Source organism: Micromonospora sp. NPDC049004, assembly GCF_040649315.1.
Taxonomy (GTDB): domain Bacteria; phylum Actinomycetota; class Actinomycetes; order Mycobacteriales; family Micromonosporaceae; genus Micromonospora.
Map to the genome: position 1 here is coordinate 386,415 of NZ_JBEZFG010000007.1, position 17,756 is coordinate 404,170.

The 17,756-nt window shown below is 72.5% G+C and carries 18 protein-coding genes; 15 read left to right on the forward strand and 3 right to left on the reverse strand.

Going from position 1 to position 17,756, the window contains the following annotated elements; genetic code table 11:
- Nucleotides 1–11 precede the first annotated feature (11 nt).
- The 10 genes from AB0B97_RS22910 to AB0B97_RS22955 all read left to right on the forward strand — a co-directional run bounded on the left by AB0B97_RS22910 (nucleotide 12) and on the right by AB0B97_RS22955 (nucleotide 8,043).
- A complete protein-coding gene (locus AB0B97_RS22910) occupies nucleotides 12–809 on the forward strand; it encodes a fumarylacetoacetate hydrolase family protein (protein WP_357496198.1) in 798 nt (265 codons plus the stop codon).
- Nucleotides 806–1,738 (forward strand): acetaldehyde dehydrogenase (acetylating), encoded by a 933-nt coding sequence (locus AB0B97_RS22915; protein ID WP_234582151.1) that lies wholly within the window; start codon nucleotides 806–808, stop codon nucleotides 1,736–1,738. The genes AB0B97_RS22910 and AB0B97_RS22915 overlap by 4 nt, the downstream gene beginning before the upstream one ends.
- Nucleotides 1,735–2,859, forward strand: a complete 1,125-nt coding sequence (gene dmpG / locus AB0B97_RS22920) for a 4-hydroxy-2-oxovalerate aldolase (RefSeq protein WP_357496200.1) — start codon at nucleotides 1,735–1,737, stop codon at nucleotides 2,857–2,859. The genes AB0B97_RS22915 and dmpG overlap by 4 nt, the downstream gene beginning before the upstream one ends.
- A complete protein-coding gene (locus AB0B97_RS22925) occupies nucleotides 2,856–3,629 on the forward strand; it encodes a fumarylacetoacetate hydrolase family protein (protein WP_357496202.1) in 774 nt (257 codons plus the stop codon). Before dmpG ends, AB0B97_RS22925 begins: the two co-directional genes overlap by 4 nt.
- On the forward strand, nucleotides 3,626–4,048 hold the full coding sequence (locus AB0B97_RS22930; RefSeq protein WP_357496204.1) for a RidA family protein: 423 nt from the start codon (nucleotides 3,626–3,628) through the stop codon (nucleotides 4,046–4,048). The genes AB0B97_RS22925 and AB0B97_RS22930 overlap by 4 nt, the downstream gene beginning before the upstream one ends.
- Nucleotides 4,045–4,569: a 3-hydroxyanthranilate 3,4-dioxygenase gene (locus AB0B97_RS22935; protein WP_234582155.1), complete on the forward strand. Its 525-nt coding sequence runs from the start codon at nucleotides 4,045–4,047 to the stop codon at nucleotides 4,567–4,569. The genes AB0B97_RS22930 and AB0B97_RS22935 overlap by 4 nt, the downstream gene beginning before the upstream one ends.
- Nucleotides 4,569–5,576, forward strand: a complete 1,008-nt coding sequence (locus AB0B97_RS22940) for an amidohydrolase family protein (protein ID WP_357496206.1) — start codon at nucleotides 4,569–4,571, stop codon at nucleotides 5,574–5,576. The genes AB0B97_RS22935 and AB0B97_RS22940 overlap by 1 nt, the downstream gene beginning before the upstream one ends.
- 240 nt (nucleotides 5,577–5,816) lie before the next feature.
- Entirely contained in the window at nucleotides 5,817–7,280 is a 1,464-nt protein-coding gene (locus AB0B97_RS22945) for an amidase (protein ID WP_357496208.1), read from the forward strand.
- A gap of 72 nt (nucleotides 7,281–7,352) precedes the next feature.
- Complete coding sequence (locus AB0B97_RS22950) at nucleotides 7,353–7,649, forward strand: hypothetical protein (RefSeq protein ID WP_112584149.1); 297 nt, start codon at nucleotides 7,353–7,355, stop codon at nucleotides 7,647–7,649.
- Nucleotides 7,636–8,043, forward strand: a complete 408-nt coding sequence (locus AB0B97_RS22955; RefSeq protein WP_234582158.1) for a DUF5130 family protein — start codon at nucleotides 7,636–7,638, stop codon at nucleotides 8,041–8,043. Before AB0B97_RS22950 ends, AB0B97_RS22955 begins: the two co-directional genes overlap by 14 nt.
- Nucleotides 8,044–8,188: 145 nt before the next feature.
- Here the strand turns inward: AB0B97_RS22955 and pepN are convergent, their stop codons facing one another.
- On the reverse strand, nucleotides 8,189–10,738 hold the full coding sequence (pepN, locus tag AB0B97_RS22960) for an aminopeptidase N (protein WP_357496211.1): 2,550 nt from the start codon (nucleotides 10,736–10,738) through the stop codon (nucleotides 8,189–8,191).
- A 221-nt stretch (nucleotides 10,739–10,959) separates the two neighbouring features.
- On the opposite strand from pepN, the gene AB0B97_RS22965 reads away from it, so the two are divergent.
- From AB0B97_RS22965 to AB0B97_RS22980, 4 genes are all read left to right on the forward strand, one after another.
- Nucleotides 10,960–11,586 carry a disulfide bond formation protein DsbA gene (locus AB0B97_RS22965; RefSeq protein ID WP_357496213.1) on the forward strand — a complete coding sequence of 209 codons (627 nt, stop codon included), beginning with the start codon at nucleotides 10,960–10,962 and terminating at the stop codon, nucleotides 11,584–11,586.
- A 224-nt stretch (nucleotides 11,587–11,810) separates the two neighbouring features.
- Nucleotides 11,811–12,371, forward strand: coding sequence for a hypothetical protein (locus AB0B97_RS22970; protein WP_357496215.1), 561 nt, complete (start codon nucleotides 11,811–11,813; stop codon nucleotides 12,369–12,371).
- A gap of 88 nt (nucleotides 12,372–12,459) precedes the next feature.
- Entirely contained in the window at nucleotides 12,460–13,659 is a 1,200-nt protein-coding gene (locus AB0B97_RS22975) for a DUF1015 family protein (protein ID WP_357496217.1), read from the forward strand.
- Nucleotides 13,660–13,747: 88 nt separating this feature from the next.
- On the forward strand, nucleotides 13,748–14,215 hold the full coding sequence (locus AB0B97_RS22980; RefSeq protein ID WP_234590968.1) for a ribose-5-phosphate isomerase: 468 nt from the start codon (nucleotides 13,748–13,750) through the stop codon (nucleotides 14,213–14,215).
- Nucleotides 14,216–14,231: 16 nt separating this feature from the next.
- On the opposite strand, the gene AB0B97_RS22985 is transcribed toward AB0B97_RS22980, so the two are convergent.
- Nucleotides 14,232–14,573, reverse strand: a complete 342-nt coding sequence (locus AB0B97_RS22985; protein WP_234590962.1) for a hypothetical protein — start codon at nucleotides 14,571–14,573, stop codon at nucleotides 14,232–14,234.
- Nucleotides 14,574–14,756: 183 nt separating this feature from the next.
- Here AB0B97_RS22985 and AB0B97_RS22990 point away from each other — a divergent pair, with 183 nt between their 5' ends.
- On the forward strand, nucleotides 14,757–15,302 hold the full coding sequence (locus AB0B97_RS22990; protein WP_234590960.1) for a hypothetical protein: 546 nt from the start codon (nucleotides 14,757–14,759) through the stop codon (nucleotides 15,300–15,302).
- A gap of 227 nt (nucleotides 15,303–15,529) precedes the next feature.
- On the opposite strand, the gene AB0B97_RS22995 is transcribed toward AB0B97_RS22990, so the two are convergent.
- Nucleotides 15,530–17,677: a M14 family zinc carboxypeptidase gene (locus tag AB0B97_RS22995; RefSeq protein ID WP_357496220.1), complete on the reverse strand. Its 2,148-nt coding sequence runs from the start codon at nucleotides 17,675–17,677 to the stop codon at nucleotides 15,530–15,532.
- Nucleotides 17,678–17,756: the final 79 nt, after the last annotated feature.

The following is a 17,756-nucleotide window of genomic DNA, read 5'->3' on the forward strand; positions in this document are numbered from 1 at the left end:
AGGGAGCGGGCATGGAAGCCGACATCGAGGCCGCCAACCGGGAGCTGGCCGACGCCCGCAGCACCGGCAAGCCCTGCCCGCCGCTGCGCGGTCGGCTGCTGCCGGAGGGCGACGTCGAGTCCGCGTACCGCGTGCAGCAGCTCCAGTCGCGGGCCTGGCAGGGCCGCGGCGAGCGCCGCGTGGGCGCGAAGATCGGGTTGACCTCGCGGGCGGTGCAGGAGACCTTCGGGGTGTTCCAACCGGACTTCGGGATGCTCACCGACGCCATGGCGGTCGGCGACGGGGTCGAGGTGCCGATCGACCGGCTGCTCCAGCCGCGGGTCGAGGCGGAGATCGCGTTCGTGCTCGACAAGGATCTCGCGGATCCGCAGATCACGACTGTCGACCTGATCCGCGCCGTCGACCACGTGCTGCCGGCGATCGAGATCGTCGACTCGCGCATCGCCGGCTGGGACATCTCCATCGTGGACACCGTCGCCGACAACGCCTCCAGCGGGCTCTTCGTGCTCGGCACCACGCCGCGCCGCCTCGCCGACGTCGACCTGCGGCTGTGCGGAATGGTGCTGGAGCACGCTGGCGAGCCGGTCTCGGTCGGCGCGGGCGCGGCCTGCCTGGGCAACCCGCTGCACGCCCTGCACTGGCTGGCCGGCACCCTCGCCCGCGCCGGTGACCCGCTGCGCGCCGGGGACGTGGTCCTCTCCGGGGCGCTCGGCCCGATGGTGCCGGTCACCCCGGGGGCCGCGTACGAGGCACGGATCTCCGGGCTCGGCTCGGTGCGTACGGCCTTCACCCGAGGGGAGTCAGCGTGAGCGTCGGCGTGGCGGTGCTCGGTTCCGGAAACATCGGCACCGACCTGATGATCAAAGTTCTCCGGCTCAGTGACAGCCTGCGGATGGTGGCGATGGCCGGCATCGACCCGGCCTCCGACGGCCTGGCCCGGGCCCGCCGACTCGGCGTGGCCACCACCGCCGACGGCGTGGACGGGCTGGTCGCGATGCCCGAGTTCGCCGACGTCGAGCTGGTCTTCGACGCGACCTCGGCGGGCGCGCACCGACGGCACGACGAGGTGCTGCGCGCGCACGGCAGGACGCTTGTCGACCTGACCCCGGCCGCGCTCGGCCCGTACGTGGTGCCGCCGGTCAACCTCGACGAGCACCTGCACGAGCCGAACGTCAACATGGTGACCTGCGGCGGGCAGGCGACAGTGCCGATCGTCGCCGCCGTCCGCCGGATCACCCCGGTGGCGTACGGGGAGATCGTCGCGTCGATCGCGTCGAAGTCGGCCGGGCCGGGCACCCGGGCCAACATCGACGAGTTCACCGAGACCACCGCTCGCGCCATCGAGGTGGTCGGCGGGGCGGAGCGGGGCAAGGCGATCATCGTGCTGAACCCGGCGGACCCGCCGCTGCTCATGCGCGACACCGTCTACTGCCTCTGCCCGGACGTCGACGCCGACACCGCAGCCATCGCCGCCTCGGTCGCCGAGATGGTGGCGACGGTCCAGGAGTACGTCCCCGGCTACCGGCTCAAGCAGGACGTGCAGTTCGACCGCGTCGAGGCGTACGTGCCGACGCTCGGGCGGCAGCTCACCGCGTTGCAGGTGTCGGTCTACCTGGAGGTCTCCGGGGCGGGCCACTACCTGCCCGCGTACGCCGGGAACCTGGACATCATGACCTCCGCCGCGCTGCGCACCGCGGAGCGGCTGGTCGCCAGGCGTTCGACGGGAGCGGTGGCATGACCGACCTGTACATCCAGGACGTGACGCTGCGCGACGGCATGCACGCCATCGCCCACCGGTACACGGTCGACCAGGTACGCACCATCGCCGCCGCCCTGGACGCCGCCGGGGTGGCCGCGATCGAGGTGGCGCACGGCGACGGGCTCGCCGGGTCGAGCGTCAACTACGGCCACGGCGCGGCCAGCGACGCCGAGTGGATCTCCGCCGCCGCCGAGGTGATGACGAACGCGAAGCTCACCACCCTGCTGCTGCCCGGCATCGGCACGATCGCCGACCTGAAGGCGGCGAAGGCGCTCGGGGTGACGAGCGTCCGCATCGCCACCCACTGCACCGAGGCCGACATCTCCGCCCAGCACATCTCCTGGGCGCGGGAGAACGGCATGGACGTGTCGGGCTTCCTGATGATGTCGCACATGAACGATCCGGCCGGGCTCGCCGGGCAGGCCAAGCTCATGGAGTCGTACGGGGCGCACTGCGTCTACGTCACCGACTCCGGCGGCCGGCTGCTGATGTCCGACGTGGCGCAGCGGGTCGACGCGTACCGGCAGGTCCTCGACCCGGCGACGCAGATCGGCATCCATGCCCACCACAACCTGTCGCTCGGCGTGGCCAACAGCGTGCTGGCGGTCGAGCACGGCCGGATCACCGGGTCCGCGCCGGCCGGTCCCGACGCACCCCACGGCCGGACGGTCCGCGTGGACGCCTCCCTCGCCGGAATGGGCGCGGGCGCCGGAAACGCACCGCTGGAGGTCTTCGTGGCGGTCGCCGAGCTGCACGGCTGGAAGCACGGCTGCGACGTGTTCGCGCTGATGGACGCCGCCGACGACATCGTCCGCCCGCTGCAGGACCGGCCGGTCCAGGTGGACCGGGAGACGCTCTCCCTGGGGTACGCGGGCGTCTACTCCAGCTTCCTGCGGCACGCCGAGCGGGCCTCGGACCGCTACGGCGTCGACGTCCGGTCGATCCTGGTTGAGCTGGGCCGCCGTCGGATGGTCGGCGGCCAGGAGGACATGATCGTCGACGTGGCACTCGACCTGGCCGGCAAGGAACAGGCTGTGAGCGCGAGGAGTGAGCCGGGTTTGCGAGCCCCGCAGTCGCGAACGGAAGGTGACGCAGCATGATCGGCGTGGACATCACCGGGATCGCCGACAAGCTCGGCGCGGCGGCCGACACGGCCACCGCGATCGGTCAGCTCGCCGCCGAGACCGGTCTCGACGTGGACACCGCGTACGGCGTCCAGGCCGCCCTGGTGCAGCGCCGACTGGAACGCGGCGAGCGGCTGGTCGGGCTGAAGATGGGGCTGACCAGCCGGGCGAAGATGGCCCAGGTCGGCGTGGACGAGGTGATCTGGGGGCGGCTCACCGACGCGATGCGGGTGCCCGACGGCGGCACGGTCGACCCGGCCGCGTACATCCATCCCCGGGTCGAGCCGGAGGTGGCGTTCCTGCTGGATCGGCTGCCGGAGCCGGGCGAGCCGGTCGGCGACTTCACCACTGCGGTCCGCGCGGTCGCCCCGGCCATCGAGCTGATCGACTCCCGGTACGCGGATTTCCGCTTCTCGCTGCCGGACGTCGTCGCCGACAACACCTCGGCCGCCGCGTTCGTGATCGGTCCGTGGTCGCCGGTGCCGTCGGGGCTGGACAACCTGGGCGTGCTGCTGGAGGTCGACGGTCGGGTGGCCCAGGTCGGTTCGACGGCGGCGATCCTCGGCGATCCGCGTCGGGCGCTCGACGAGGGCATCCGGCTGGCCGGCCGGCACGGGGTGCGGTTGCAGTCCGGCTGGGTCTTCCTGGCCGGTGCGGCCACCGCCGCGGTGCCGCTGCGTCCCGGCGCGCACATCCGCGCGGTCGTCGAGAAGCTCGGCACGGCGTTCCTGCGGGCGTCGTCATGAGCGGGGTCGTCGTCGCCGGCAAGGCCGTCCCTCGGGGAGCATTTCCGCACGTCAAGGTCGCCGGTGGGTTCGTCTTCGTCTCCGGTACGTCGTCGCGACGCCCCGACAACAGCTTCGCCGGTGTCGAGGTCGACGAGTTCGGCACGACGAACCTCGACATCCGGGTGCAGACGCGGGCCGTGATCGACAACATCGGCGATCTGCTGCGCTCGGTCGGCGCGGACCTCACCGACCTCGTCCAGGTGACCACGTATCTGGTCAACATGAACGACTTCGGCGGTTACAACGAGGTGTGGGCGGAGTTCTTCGACGCGTCCGGGCCGACCCGCACCACTGTGGCGGTGCACCAGCTGCCGCACCCGCACCTGCTCATCGAGATCCAGGCCGTGGCCCTTCTTCCCTCGGGAGGTCAGTCGTGAGTGAGATCGCCGAGCCGTTCAGCTTTCCGGGCTGGATCGCCGACAACCAGCACCTGTTGAAGCCGCCGGTGGGCAACAAGGAGATGTTCCCCGGCGGGGACGACTTCATCGTGATGGTGGTGGGCGGGCCCAACCAGCGCACCGACTTCCACGTGGACCCGTACGAGGAGTTCTTCTACCAGGTCAAGGGCAACATGCACATCAACCTGATGACCCCGGAGGGTCCGCGTACGGTGCACGTGCGCGAGGGTCAGATGTGGATGCTGCCGCGCAACACCCCGCACTCGCCGCAGCGCCCCGAGGCCGGCTCGATCGGCGTGGTCGTCGAGCGGGTCCGCGAGGAGGGCACCCTGGAGACGTTCCAGTGGTACTGCCCCGGGTGCGGCAACAAGGTGCACGAGGTGGAGTTGCAGGTCCGCGACATCGCGGCCGACCTGCCACCGGTGTTCCAGGCGTTCTACGCGGACGAGAAGGCACGCACCTGCGCCAACTGCGGCACCCTGCACCCGGGCAAGGGCTGATGCCCGCAGGTGTCGTCGACGTGCACACGCACGTCGTACCCAAGGGGTGGCCGGATCTCGGCGCGGCGTGCGGCGGGTCCGGCTGGCCCTGGTTGCGGGTCGACTCCGAGCGCGCCGCCATGATCATGGTGGGGGAGACGGAGTTCCGTCCGGTCGGCGCCGAGTGCTGGGACGCCTCGACGCGGCTGGCCGACATGGACGCCGACGGCGTGGCCGTGCAGGTGGTGTCGCCGACGCCCGTCTTCTTCAGCTACGACCGTCCGGCCGACCAGGCGGTGAAGGTCGCCCGGATCTTCAACGACCTCACCCTGAAGGTCACCGCTGCCGGTGGCGACCGGCTGGTGCCGTTCTGTCAGGTGCCCCTTCAGGACCCGGACGCGGCCTGCGCCGAGTTGGACCGCAGTCTGGCCGCCGGGCACGTCGGCGTGGAGATCGGCAACCACGTCGGCGACCGGGACCTGGACGACGCCGGGGTGGTCACGTTCCTCACGCACTGCGCCGAGGTGGGTGCGCCCGTCTTCGTCCACCCGTGGGACATGCCGAACGGCCCGCGCCTGGACCGCTGGATGGCCCGCTGGCTCACCGGGATGCCCGCCGAGACGCACCTGTCGGTGCTGGCGATGATCCTGGGCGGCGTCTTCGACCGGGTACCCGAGACGCTGCGGATCTGCTTCGCGCACGGCGGCGGCAGCTTCCCGTTCTGGCTCGGTCGCGCCGACAACGCCTGGCACCGCCGTGGGGACCTGGTCCGTGGCGCGTCCGTCGCCCCGCCCAGCAGCTACGTCGACCGGTTCAGCGTCGACTCGGTGGTCTTCGCGCCGCCCGCGCTGCGGCTGCTTGTCGACACGATGGGGGAGGACCGGGTGCTGGTCGGCAGCGACTACCCGTACCCGCTGGGCGAGCGGCCGGCCGGTGCGGTCGTCGACGCGGCCGACTCCCTCACCGACGCCCAGCGCGACAAGCTCCGATCCACCAACGCCCTGCGCTTCCTGTACGGGCAGCGCTGACGGCGTACCCCTGGTAGCGCCCCTCGGACGACGGACGGCTGCGACGGGCCGACGGACCTGTTCCGTTGCCTTTGCTCTGCTTCAATCCAGGCAACACCACGTGTCCGATAATCGGACATCGGCTGTTTCCTCTGTTGAAGCAGAGCAAAGGACGCCGGCAGGGTGGTGCGGTCGACCGCAGTCCGACGCCGACGCCGTGTCGGTCCGCTGGCAGCCGCTCCCAGCGGGCAGGATGAGGGCATGGCCGAGCCGCACGACCTGACGGCGCTGGAGCAGGCCGCCGCCATCGCCCGCGGCGAGCTGTCCAGCGTCGAGCTGGTCGAGCACTCCCTGAGCCGGGTGGCGGCGCTCGGCGATACCGTGGGCGCGTTCGTCACCGTCACCGAGGACCTCGCCCGGCAGGCCGCCCGCGCCGCCGACGCCGCCCCGAGCGAGGCGCGTGGCCCGCTGCACGGCGTGCCGACCGCCATCAAGGACCTCACGCTCACCGCGGGGGTGCGCACCACCTTCGGCTCGGCGGCGTTCGCCGACTTCGTCCCGCCCGTCGACGCCGACGTGGTCCGGTTCATCAAGGCCGCCGGCCTCGTCAGCCTCGGCAAGACGACCACCTCCGAGCTGGGCTGCTCGCTCTACTCGGAGGGCCGCGTCGCGCCGCCGGCCCGCAACCCGTGGCAGCTCGCGTACACCGCCGGTGGTTCCAGTGGCGGCGCGGCGGCGGCGGTCGCGGCCGGTCTCGTGCCGATCGCCCAGGGGTCCGACGGCGGCGGCTCCCTCCGCATCCCGGCGTCGCTCTGCGGCCTGATCGGCTACAAGCCCAGTCGCGGCCTGGTCTCCGGCGGGCCGCTCGGCTCGGGCGCTTTCGGGCTGCCCACCAGCGGCCCGCTCGGGCGGACCGTCGCCGACATCGCCGCACTGCTCGACGTCATGGCCGTGCCGGTGCCGGGCGAGCCCTACCTGCCGCCGCCTGCGCCGCCCGGTGGATACCTGGCCGCGGCCCGCCGGGCCGAGCCCGGCCGGTTGCGGATCGGCCGGTTCACCACACCGATGCTCGCCGACGAGCCGGTGCATCCCGACTGCGTGGCCGCCGTCGACCGGGCCGCCGCGCTGCTCACCAGCGCCGGCCACGAGGTGGTCGAGGTGCCGCCGCCGCTCACGCCCGCGGTGTGGCCACTGTTCGAGATCCTCTGGTACGTGTTGGCGCTCGCCCCGGTGCCGCCGCAACGGGAGGCGGAACTGCTGCCGTTGACCCGGCTGATGCGTGCCCGGGGTGCCGAGATCAGCGCCGGCACGCTCGCCGCCACCCTGGGGGAGTTGCAGTCGCAGGTACGTCTCGGCGCCGCCCGTACCGCCGGCTGTGACCTGCTGCTCTGCCCCACCCTGGCCGCGCCGCAGGCACCCGTCGGCTGGTTCACCGCCGACGGCGACCCGGCGGCCGATTTCGACAGGCAACGCCGCTTCTCGCCCTACTGCGCGATCTTCAACGTGACAGGCGATCCCTCGGTGTCCCTGCCGGTGGGCGCCACGGCCGACGGCCTGCCCGTCGGGGTGCTCCTCACCGGCCGGTACGGCGACGACGCGCGGCTCATCGCGACCGCTGCGCAACTGGAGCACGCCAGTGACGGATGGGATCGGCACCCCGCAATCTGGCGGGCCGTCGACTCCGCTAACGTGAATGGCGACGGAGTTGGCCGGTCGCCATCATGATCGTCCATCCGACCCGATTGTTCGAGGTCCTTCTTCCGCCTGGGGGCGTTGGGATTGTCTGTTACCGAGACGTTGCTGGTCTTCGTCGGCATCCCGTTGGCCGCGGTGCTGGTCATCGCCGGCCTGTCGTACGCCGGTAGCCGTGGTGGTGCCACCGGCGGTGGCGGTGGCGCCAAGCGCTACCGGCCGGGCCGGCCCTTCGACTTCACTCCGGTCTGGTTCCTGGGCCGCCCGGAGCAGCTGGCCGACTCGGCCGGCACCGCGCTGACCGCGGGGGCGCAGGCGCCCGCGCTGACCAGCCACAAGCTAGAGCAGGCCAGCGTCGAGGCGCCGGCCGGTGGAACCGGAGGCGCAAGTGACCGTTGGTGAGAAGCAGGCCGGGACGGACAACCCGCCCGAGGTGCTGGACGGGCCGTTCTCGACCCGCCAGCTGCTGCGCATCGACGAGGCCCTGCGCCTGGCCGACAGGGGCACCGGCCTGGTCTTCTCGGTGTTCGTCGGCGGCCTGGACGAGCCGATCCGTGAGCACGCCCAGCGGCTGCACCGCCAGCTCGCCGAGCCCGACAAGTCGGTGCTGATCGCCGTGTCGCCCAACCAGCGCCAGTTGGAGATCGTCACCGGGCGGCACGCCCGCAAGCGCATCCCCGACACGTACGCCAAGCTGGCCGCGCTCTCCATGGTCGGCGCGTTCAGCGGCGGCGACCTGGCCGGCGGCATCATCAACGGCCTCGACCAGTTGGCCAGCCACGCCGGCAAGGGCTGAGCCCTTCTCGTACGTCGAAGCCCGACCCGCCGCACGGCAGGTCGGGCTTCGTCGCGTTACGCCGCGCCAGGTCAGCGCGCTGCCCCTGCTTCAGGTCAGCGACATGGGGGTGCCCGCGCGGGCGGCCACCCCCATGTCGGCGATGTCAGTGCTGCTGGGCGTCCTTCGCGCGGGCCTTGAGGGCCCGCACCACACCGTCGCGGCCCTCGGCGACCAGTCGACGCAGCGGACCGGGGTTGCCCTCACCGGCCAGCCACGTGTCGGTCGCCGCCACCGTGTCGTCGTCCACCAGGTAGGTCGGGTACGCCAACTGGGCGAACTCCTGCGCCGGCTCGCTGTCCCGCGTGGCCCACACCTGGCCGATCGCCGCGAAGTACTTCTCCCGGTACGGGGCGACCAGTTCCACCTGCGCCGGGTGGGCGAAGCCCTGCAACAGCGCCCGGTGCCGCCAGTTCGGCAGCGCGTCCGGGCCGGTCAGCAGCGCCCACACGGCCGCCTTGTTCTCCGCCGTCGGCACCAGCGCGTGCGCGTACGCGGCCTCCCGCTCGCCGCTGGCGGTACGGTCGCCGGCCAGCTCGGCCTCGATCTCGGCGGCACCTGCCGCGCCGTTGGCCACCAGCGCCCCGAGCACCGTCCAGCGCAGCTCGGTGTCCACGGTCAGCCCGGCCGGCACGCCGGTGCCGTCCAGCCAGCCCCGTAGCGTGGCCAGGTCCTCTTCGGACCGGGCGGCCGAGGTGTACGCCCGCGCCCAGGCCAGCTGGAAACCGCTGCCCGGCTCGGCGGAGGCCAGCGCGTCCTTCGCCGAGCGAGCCAGCCCCGCCCAGCCGGTGGGCGCCCACTCCGGGTCGGCGTAGAGGGTGAGCGCGGTGGTGGCCTGGCGCAGGGTGGCGGTCACCAGGTTGATGTCGGTCTCCGCGGAGAGCCCGGCCAGCACCAGCGCCACGTAGTCGCGGGTCGCCAGCTCGGCGTCCCGGGTCATGTCCCACGCGGCCGTCCAGCAGAGGGCGCGGGCCAGCGACGAGTCGAAGCCGCCGATGTGCTGCACCACAGTGGCCATCGAGCGGTCGTCGAGACGCAGCTTGGTGTAGCTCAGGTCGTCGTCGTTGAGCAGCAGCACGTCGGCGGCTCGGACGCCGCGCAGGTCGGCGAGGTCGGTCCGCTCGCCGGTCACGTCCACCTCGTGGCGTTCGCGGCGGACCAGCTGCCCGTCGGTCAGGTCGTACAGGCCCACGCCGATCCGGTGGGTGCGCAGCGTCGGGTACGCCGTCGGCGCCTCCTGCCGCACGACCACCTGCTCGTACGTGCCGTCGGCGGCGATCGTCACCTCCGGGCGCAGCGTGTTGACCTGCGCGGTCTCCAGCCACTGCGCGGCGAACTTGCGCAGTTCCCGGCCCGAGGCCGCCTCCAGCTCGGTGAGCAGGTCGTCGAAGGTGGCGTTGCTCCAGGCGTGCTTGCCGAAGTACGCCCGCAGCCCGGCCACGAACGGCTCCTCACCCACGTACGCGACGAGCTGCTTGAGCACGCTCGCGCCCTTGGCGTAGGTGATGCCGTCGAAGTTGACCTCGACGGCCTCCATGTCGGGCATCTCGGTGTAGACCGGGTGGGTGGAGGAGAGCTGGTCCTGCCGGTAGCCCCAGTTCTTGCGGATCGACAGGAACGTCGTCCACGCCTCGGTGAACCGGGTGGCGTGGGTGTTGCACCAGTGGCTGGCCCACTCGGCGAACGACTCGTTGAGCCACAGGTCGTTCCACCAGCGCATGGTGACCAGGTCACCGAACCACATGTGGGCCATCTCGTGCAGGATCGTGTTGGCCCGCTGCTCGTACTCGAAGTCGGTGACCTGCGAGCGGAACAGGTAGTGCGACTCGGCGTGCGTGACGCAGCCGAAGTTCTCCATCGCGCCGGCGTTGAAGTCGGGCACCCACAGCTGGTCGTACTTGGGCAGCGGGTAGCGCACGCCGAACTTCTCGTGGAAGAAGTCGAAGCCCTGCTTGGTGATGAGGAACAGGTTGTCGGAGTCCAGGTACTGAGCCATCGACGCCCGGGAGAACACGCCCAGGTCGATGCCGTCGTGGCTGTCCCGCACCTCGTGGTACGGACCCGCGCACAGCGCCGTGATGTAGGTGCTCATCCGGGCCGACTCGGTGAAGTGGAGGGTCTTGAGCCCCTCGCCGGCCGGCTCCTCGCGCTGCACCGGCATGTTGGACACGACCCGCCAGTGCGCCGGCACTGTTGCGTGCCAGGTGTAGACGCTCTTCAGGTCGGGCTGGTCGAAGCAGGCGAACACCCGCTGCGCGTCGGCAGTCTCGAACTGGCTGTAGAGGTAGGTCTCGCCGTCCACCGGGTCGACCGTGCGGTGCAGACCCTGCCCACTGTTGGAGTAGGCGAAGTCCGCGTCGACGACAAGGGTGTTCTCGGCGGCCAGCCCGGTCAGGGTCAGGCCCTTCTCGGCCGACCAGTCGGACAGGTCCACCGGGGCGCCGTTCAGGGTGGCGGACCGCACCGTCTCGGCGGCCAGCTCGATGAACGTGCTCGCTCCCGGTTCGCCGCAGCGGAACCGGACCTCGGTCGTCGAGGAGAACGTGCGGCCGTCGGCCGCCAGCACGGCGGTCGACAGGTCCAGACTGATGTCGTACCCGGTCACCTCGAGCAGGCGGGCCCGCTCGGTCGCCTCGACCTGCGTCAGGTTACGCACTCCCGGCACTGTTCGTCTCCATCCCACGTCTCGCCGTACGCCCGGCGGCGCCCGTCTGCCGACCGCTCGTGACGTCCGGCCCGATCCGAGTCTTCCACGTACGGGCACCCGGCGGTGGGCGAGGTCACGCTCTCATTCGGGTGCCGGTCGATGCGCCGTGGGGTGAGGATCGAGGTGAGACGCCGGACTGCCGGCGCCACCCGTCGCGAAGGGACCTCACCGTGACCGATCGTGTCACCGCCGACATGTGGTTCGACCCGATTTGCCCATGGGCGTGGATCACGTCCCGCTGGCTGCTGGAGGTCGAGCAGGTCCGTGACGTGGACATCCGCTTCCACGTCATGAGCCTGTCCGTGCTCAACGAGGGCCGGGACGAGCTGCCCGAGGACTACAAGGCTCTGCTGAGCACCGCCTGGGGCCCGGTACGGATCTGCATCGCCGCCGAGCAGCGCTACGGCAACGACGTGCTGGGCAAGCTCTACACGGCGCTCGGCACCCGCATCCACCTCGGTAAGGAGGAGCGGGGTCAGGAGCTCTACGTGGCCGCGCTGACCGAGGCCGGCCTGGACCCGGCGTTGGCCGCCGCCGCCGACAGCACCGAGTACGACGAGGCGCTGCGGGCCAGCCACGAGGCCGGCATGCGCCCGGTCGGGCAGGACGTCGGGACCCCTGTCGTCCACGCGCCCGGCCCGGACGGCAGCCCGGTCGCGTTCTTCGGCCCGGTGATCACGCCGCGCCCCAAGGGCGAGGCCGCCGGACGGCTCTGGGACGGCGTCCTCCTGGTCGCCGGCACCCCGGGCTTCTACGAGCTCAAGCGCACCCGCGAGCAGTCCCCGATCTTCGACTGACCACCACCGCCACGCGCCCCCGTCCGGACTCCGTCGGTTGTCCGGGCGGGGGCGCGTCGTGTCGCACGCGGTCCGGGCGGGGTGTCTCGCGTCGGACCCGGGGTGCGGCTGCGCGGGGTCGGGAACTGTCACAGCGTCACCGCTGGGCGGGCGGCGTCGTTTCCCTCGGTGTCCGCCGCAGCGACCCGCAGGGCCGCACCCCGCAGCTCGTGGAGGCAATCCCGATGGCCAAGCACCGTGCGTCCGGTGACGATCAGCTGACCCGACAGGGGGTGATCGAGACTCCCGGCGCGGCCTACTGGTCGGTCGACGACTCCCGCTGGCCGACGGTCCGCCCCGACCTTCCCGCAGACGTGGTGGACCTGCTCGCGCCGCCCATCGTGGTCGGCGTGGCCCGGGTGCCGGTCACCTCGCGGCTGACGCCCGCACCCGTCACGCCCGCACCTGTCATGCCGGCACCGTCGACGCCCGTCGTGTCGACGCCGGCGGCGCCGGAGCCGGTCGTACCGTCGGCCGTGGAACCGGTGGTGGTGGCGGCCGCGCCGGCCGAGCCCGCCCCACCCCCGCCGGCGCCCACCGCCCCGCGGCCGGTGCCGACGCCGCCGCTGAACCCGCGTCCCGTTCCGGCCCCACCACCGGAACCGCGTCCCGTGCCGGGGCCGCCGGCCGCGCCCCGACGCAACGCCATCACCGGGCCCGTCGCCAACGGCCGGCGCGGCAACGCCGGACCGGTCGTGGCCGGCCGACACCGGCGGCACAACGGCGCGTCCGGCCGCGCCGGCTGACAGTCCGTCCGGGCCCGGCACTTTCATCTGGTGGACGCCGCGCGGGTCCCCGTCGCCGGTGACGTCGCCGCCGGTAGCGTCAGTGGGCATGACGGTCGTACATCCGATCGCCCGGGCCTGGATCACCACTGGCGGCACCGGCGCGCAGAACTACGACGAGTTCGCCGACGACGCGGAGATCACCGCGATCATCGAGGCGAACCCGCACAGTGCCCTCGGCATCGAGATGCCGCATCGGGCTCCCGGCAGCCTGGGCAAGTCGTTCCTCGACGCGCTGCCGGACTCGGTGGCCCGCCTCGCCGAGGCCAAGGCCGACGGCAGCTACACCCCCTCCGAGCAGGTGGTCGTGCTGTACCGGATCAGCGCCCCGGGCGAGGAGACTGCGTACGGGCTGTTCGCGATGGTGGACACCGACCAGATCTCCACCCGCGCCGACGAGCCGGGCCTGGTCATCCGCAACGAGGACGTCTTCATCGCCAAGGTGCGCGAGCGCGTCGCGCTGGCCGAGGCGCTGGGTCACCTGCTCTCGCCCGTACTCCTGCTGCAGACCGGGACCGGCGACGAGCTGCACGCCGCGCTCGCGGCGGCGACCGACGTGGCCGGGGCGCCCGCCGCGACCGACACCGACCAGGCGGGGCGCACCCACGCCATCTGGCTGCTTGGCCCCGGCCCGGAGCAGGACGCGTTGACCGCTCTCGCCGGTGGCGGCGAGCTGGTCGTCGCCGACGGCAACCACCGCAGCCTGGCCGCCCAGACCGGCGGGTTGTCGCGCTTCCTGGCCGTGGTGACCACCCCCGCGTCGGTGGCCATCCAGCCGTACAACCGGCTGGTCAGCGAGCTGACCACCACGCCGGCCGAGCTGCTCGACAGGCTGCGCGCGGCGGGGGCCGAGGTCGAGCCGATCGACGGCCCGGTCGAGGTCCCGGCGGCCGGCGGCACCGTCCATCTCCGGCTCGCCGGCCAGGGGTACGCGGTACGCCTGCCCGCCACCGCCGACGCCCGCCTGGAGAACCTGGACCACGCCCTGGTCGAGCGGCTGCTGCTGCGCGACGCCCTGGGACTGGATCCGGGCGACAAGCGGATCACCTACGTGGGCGGTGACTACCCGGCGAGCTGGCTCACCGGGGAGGTCGACGCCGGGCGGGCCGAGCTGGCCGTCCTCATCGCGCCGGTGACCGTGGCGGACTTCGTCGCGGTGAACCTGGCCCGGGAGAAGATGCCCCGCAAGAGCACCTGGTTCACCCCGAAGGCGCGCGGCGGCCTGGTGGTCGCCGAACTGCCGCGCTGAGTGAGCATCCGCACGACCGTGTGACGAACCCGGCTCTCCGACGCCGCCGCTGCGGCGTCGGAGAGCGCGGCCTGACAGACTGCCCGGTATGCGCGTCTACCTGGGATCCGATCACGCCGGTTTCGAGTTGAAGGTGCACCTGGCCAACCACCTGGCCAAGCAGGGGTACGACGTGGTCGACGTCGGCCCGCACAGCTACGACCCGGACGACGACTACCCGACGTTCTGCCTGCACACGGGTGACCGGGTGGTGGCCGACGAGACCTCCCTGGGGGTGGTCATCGGCGGCTCCGGCAACGGCGAGCAGATCGCCGCGAACAAGGTTGCCGGCGTACGCGCCGCGCTGGCCTGGAGCGTCGAGACGGCTCAGCTCGCCCGCCAGCACAACGACGCGAACGTCGTCGCGGTGGGCGCCCGCCAGCACACCCTGGACGAGGCCACCGGCATCGTCGAGGCGTTCCTGAGCACGCCGTTCTCCGGCAACGAGCGGCACGCCCGCCGGATCATCCAGGTCGCCACGTACGAGCAGACCCGGGAGCTGCCCGACCTGCCCTGACCCGGGGTCACCGCCCTCAGCGCGGCGAGCGGGGCAACTCCTCGCGGGGCACCCAGTTGCGGCGGACGACCACCACCCGGGCTTCTGCCTCGGCGAGGTCGTCGTCGGTGGGCCGGGCGGCGTCCCGGGCCCGCAGCGCGGCGCTCAGCCCCACCTGGGACGAGCCGGAGCCGACCAGCCCCCGTAACCCCCGCTCGCCGTCGCGGTCGTCGCCGCCGGACCCTCGACGTCGCGGCGGCGACTCCACGCCGTCGTGGACGCCGGCCGTGCTGGCCGTCGAACCGTCCGCGCCGCGCCCGGCCGGGTCGGAGTCGGACTGGTGGCGCAGCCGTCGCCTGCGTCGCTCCGGATCACCCATCAGCCGACCGTACCGCGCCGGGTGGGGAATTCGGCGCGTCGTGCCGGGTTCGCGCCGGACGGCGGTCGGCGACCGATTTGCCGGCTGGCTACCCTCGGATTCGGGCGGTGATCGTGCCGCCGGTCGGGTTCGCCGGCTGGCTACCCTCGAATGCGGGGTGCCGCCGGTCAGGGGGAGGACGAGATGGCAGACCAGACGCAGCCGTGGGCGGAGCGAACCGTGGAGGTCCCACCGCAGGCAGGCGTCGGGGTGCCGCCGCAGCGGGACGGGTTCCGCCGGGGCGTGGCGCCGGTGGGCCAGCCGCGCACCCCGCGGACCGAACCGTTCCCGGTCGTGGAGCAGGAGCCGACCGGTACGGGCTGGCCGGGGGAGCCGGCGCCACGCCGACCGTTGAGCTGGCGCCTGGCGCAGTTGCGTCGCGGCGGCGAGTGGAGCGCGGCGGGTGGCCTGTTCGCGTTCGTGTGCTGGGGGATCTGGGCGCTCTCCGGTGGAGGCGATCTGTCCGGCCCGCTGCTGGTGCTCGTGTTGAGCCTGCTGGTGGCGGTCGGCCTGTTCGCGTTGGCCCGGGTGATCGGTCGGTTGGTGCTGGAGCGGCAGCTCGGGCGGGTGCGGCGCAGCGCGTGGGGCGCCCACCTGGCCACCGCGGTCTTCCTCGTCGGCCTCGGCGTGGCCTGGCTGCAGCAGACCGAGTGGGTCGTCTCGGCCTGGAACTGGGTCACCTCGAACTGACCCGGCGCGCACGGGCGGGCCGGCCAGGCCGCCCGCCCGTGCGCGACGTCGCGGGACACCGCGACACCGGTCGTCTCCCCACCAGGCAAGGCCGCTGCTTACCCGGCCGGCCACGGTTCATCCGTGGCCGGCCGGTGCGTCCGTCGTTCGGGTCTGCCCGAACCGCGGGGTTAGCGGTCGTCGCCTCGCCCATCGGCGTCGCCGCGGGGCGAGGCGACCCGGTCGGCTCAGCCGGTGGCCGCCTCGGCGGCGGCGTGGTCGCGGGCCACCCGGACCAGTTCGACCAGGCCGCCCGCGTACTCCTGGGACTCGCCGTGGGCCTCGTCGAACGGCGGCTGGAAGCCGACGCCCTCCCACTCGCCGGTGGTCGGGTTCCACCTGTCGTTGCCGACCTCGAAGTCCCAGGCGAAGATGCCCAGCTCGTAGTAGAGCTGGTCGGCGGAGTTGCCGGCGGCGGAGTAGAGCACGTCGGCGACCGGACCGGTCTGCGACGGCCAGGTGACGGTGCCGCGTTCCTGCGCGATGGCGCCGACGATCCGCCGGGCGCTGTTCAGGAACAGCGTCGACTCGTCGATCGACGGCCGGGGCAGGGTGATCCGCCCATCGGCCCGGTACGCCCCCGGCGGCCACATGAAGTACCCGCCGTAGGAGTGCACGTTCATCGCGAACCTGATGTTCGGGTGGGCCTTGGCCAGCGCGATGACGTTGCCGCTCTCCGCCTCGGACAGCTCTGCCGTGCCGGCGTAGGTGCCGGAGAGGCAGTTGTCGCTGGCACCCACGTACCCGTCGAAGTACGACCCGACCGTGTAGTTGCGGTTGACGTCGACGCCCCACGAGTTGCGGTAGCGCGGGTCGCGGGCCGGCCCGGTGCAGTGGTTGACCAGGTTCTTGCGCTGGAAGTTGTAGTCGTTGAACGAGTAGTTCGCGCCGTCCGGGTTGACCGTCGGGATGACGAAGATGTCGACCTGCTCCAGCAGCTCCCGGGTGGCCGGGTCGGTGCGGGCGTTGGCCAGCATCCGCTCCGCGAACTCCAGGGTCACCAGCGGCGTGGCCCACTCCCGGGCGTGCTCCTGGGAGTACGCCAGCACCCCGACCCGGGAGCCGTCGCGGTGCACGCCGAGGCGCAGCGCCTGGACCGTCCACGGCTTCTCCGGCACCTCGGTGCCCTGCAGGCCGTCGTCGAGGCGGGTCGGCCCGGCGACCGGCATCGGCAGGCCCGCCGAGCCGTCCTCGACGGTGGCCCGGAACCGGTTCGGTTGCCGGGCGTTGATCGCCGCGGCGACCTCGTCGGTGGTGCTCACCGTCTTGCCGGCGGTGTCCGTGGCCAGCGACACCGTGAGAACCCGGTCGCGGTAGCCGACGGTCAACGGCCGGTTTCGCCGGCCCGGGTCGACCGTGCGCACCTGGACGCCGTTCATGCCCTGGTCGCCGAAGCGGACCGACTCGACGACCACGGCGGCGGCCGCCGGATCACCGAGGTACGCGACGGCGGTGCGCCGGTATCCCTGGGTCTTGTTTGGCAGGTCGATGACGTCCACCAGGTCCCGGTACTGGCGGCCGAGCCGCTTGATCCGCGCCTGGATGTCCACCGGCGTCAGGTACGCGTCGATGAAGTCCTTCTGGTAGCCGGCGGGCAGCGGCGGTGGGGTGGCGTTCGGCCACAGCGCCGGGGTGACCACCCGGCTGACTCCGCCGAGGCTGGAGGTGGCGGTCAGCTGGACCGGCCGGCTCGGCACCGGCTGGGGGAGGTTGTAGTGGTACTGGTATTCGCCCGCGTCCTCGAACCGGTAGAGCGGGAACGACCCGGTGGCGCCGTCGGCGGTCCGCCAACTGACGGTGATCTCCACGTCCGGGTCGTCGGTGGCGGTGGTGGCGACCTGCGCCTGCAGGAAGGTCTGCCCACCTGTGGTCCACCAGTACGCCTGCTGCACCGCGAGGGTGTCGACGGCGGCAGCGGTGGTGGTCCGCTGCCCGGCGCCCGGGGCGCGCAGTCCGGCGGCGGTACGGGCCTGCGCCGCGCGGACGCTCTCGGCGAAGTGCCGGCTGCCGTCCCCGGCGCGCTGCACGATCTGCGTCGCGGTGGCGCCCTGGGCGGTCAGGTCGGCGAGTTGGGCGCCGGTCAGCACCAGGTCGGCGAGGATCCTCCCGTCCCGGGCCCGGGGTCGGTTGGCCAGGTCGACGCCGGCGGCGACGAGCCTGTCGAGCTGGGCCTGATCGCGCAGCTGCACCCGGACCAGGGCGGTCTCGGTGGCGGTCAGGGTGATCGGTGTGGCATCGGCGGCGGGTCTCGCCGCCGCCGGACCGGGATGGGACAGCGCCGCGCTGATCAGGATCGCTGTGGTGGCGGCAGCCATCCACCGTCGTCGGACGATCATGTGCCCTCCTGTGACGGACGTTGATGTGCGTGGTCCTTACACCAGTGCACAGATCGACACCTGTCAAGGGATCTCGCTG

What these genes read in the sequence shown, in the direction of transcription:
- AB0B97_RS22910 (WP_357496198.1), top strand. Translation starts at nt 12, where the DNA reads ATGGAAGCCGACATCGAGGCCGCCAACCGGGAGCTGGCCGACGCCCGC.
- dmpG (WP_357496200.1), top strand. Translation starts at nt 1,735, where the DNA reads ATGACCGACCTGTACATCCAGGACGTGACGCTGCGCGACGGCATGCAC.
- AB0B97_RS22995 (WP_357496220.1), bottom strand. Translation starts at nt 17,677, where the DNA reads ATGATCGTCCGACGACGGTGGATGGCTGCCGCCACCACAGCGATCCTG.
- AB0B97_RS22930 (WP_357496204.1), top strand. Translation starts at nt 3,626, where the DNA reads ATGAGCGGGGTCGTCGTCGCCGGCAAGGCCGTCCCTCGGGGAGCATTT.
- AB0B97_RS22970 (WP_357496215.1), top strand. Translation starts at nt 11,811, where the DNA reads ATGGCCAAGCACCGTGCGTCCGGTGACGATCAGCTGACCCGACAGGGG.
- AB0B97_RS22925 (WP_357496202.1), top strand. Translation starts at nt 2,856, where the DNA reads ATGATCGGCGTGGACATCACCGGGATCGCCGACAAGCTCGGCGCGGCG.
- AB0B97_RS22975 (WP_357496217.1), top strand. Translation starts at nt 12,460, where the DNA reads ATGACGGTCGTACATCCGATCGCCCGGGCCTGGATCACCACTGGCGGC.
- AB0B97_RS22980 (WP_234590968.1), top strand. Translation starts at nt 13,748, where the DNA reads ATGCGCGTCTACCTGGGATCCGATCACGCCGGTTTCGAGTTGAAGGTG.
- AB0B97_RS22985 (WP_234590962.1), bottom strand. Translation starts at nt 14,573, where the DNA reads ATGGGTGATCCGGAGCGACGCAGGCGACGGCTGCGCCACCAGTCCGAC.
- AB0B97_RS22940 (WP_357496206.1), top strand. Translation starts at nt 4,569, where the DNA reads ATGCCCGCAGGTGTCGTCGACGTGCACACGCACGTCGTACCCAAGGGG.
- AB0B97_RS22945 (WP_357496208.1), top strand. Translation starts at nt 5,817, where the DNA reads ATGGCCGAGCCGCACGACCTGACGGCGCTGGAGCAGGCCGCCGCCATC.
- AB0B97_RS22990 (WP_234590960.1), top strand. Translation starts at nt 14,757, where the DNA reads ATGGCAGACCAGACGCAGCCGTGGGCGGAGCGAACCGTGGAGGTCCCA.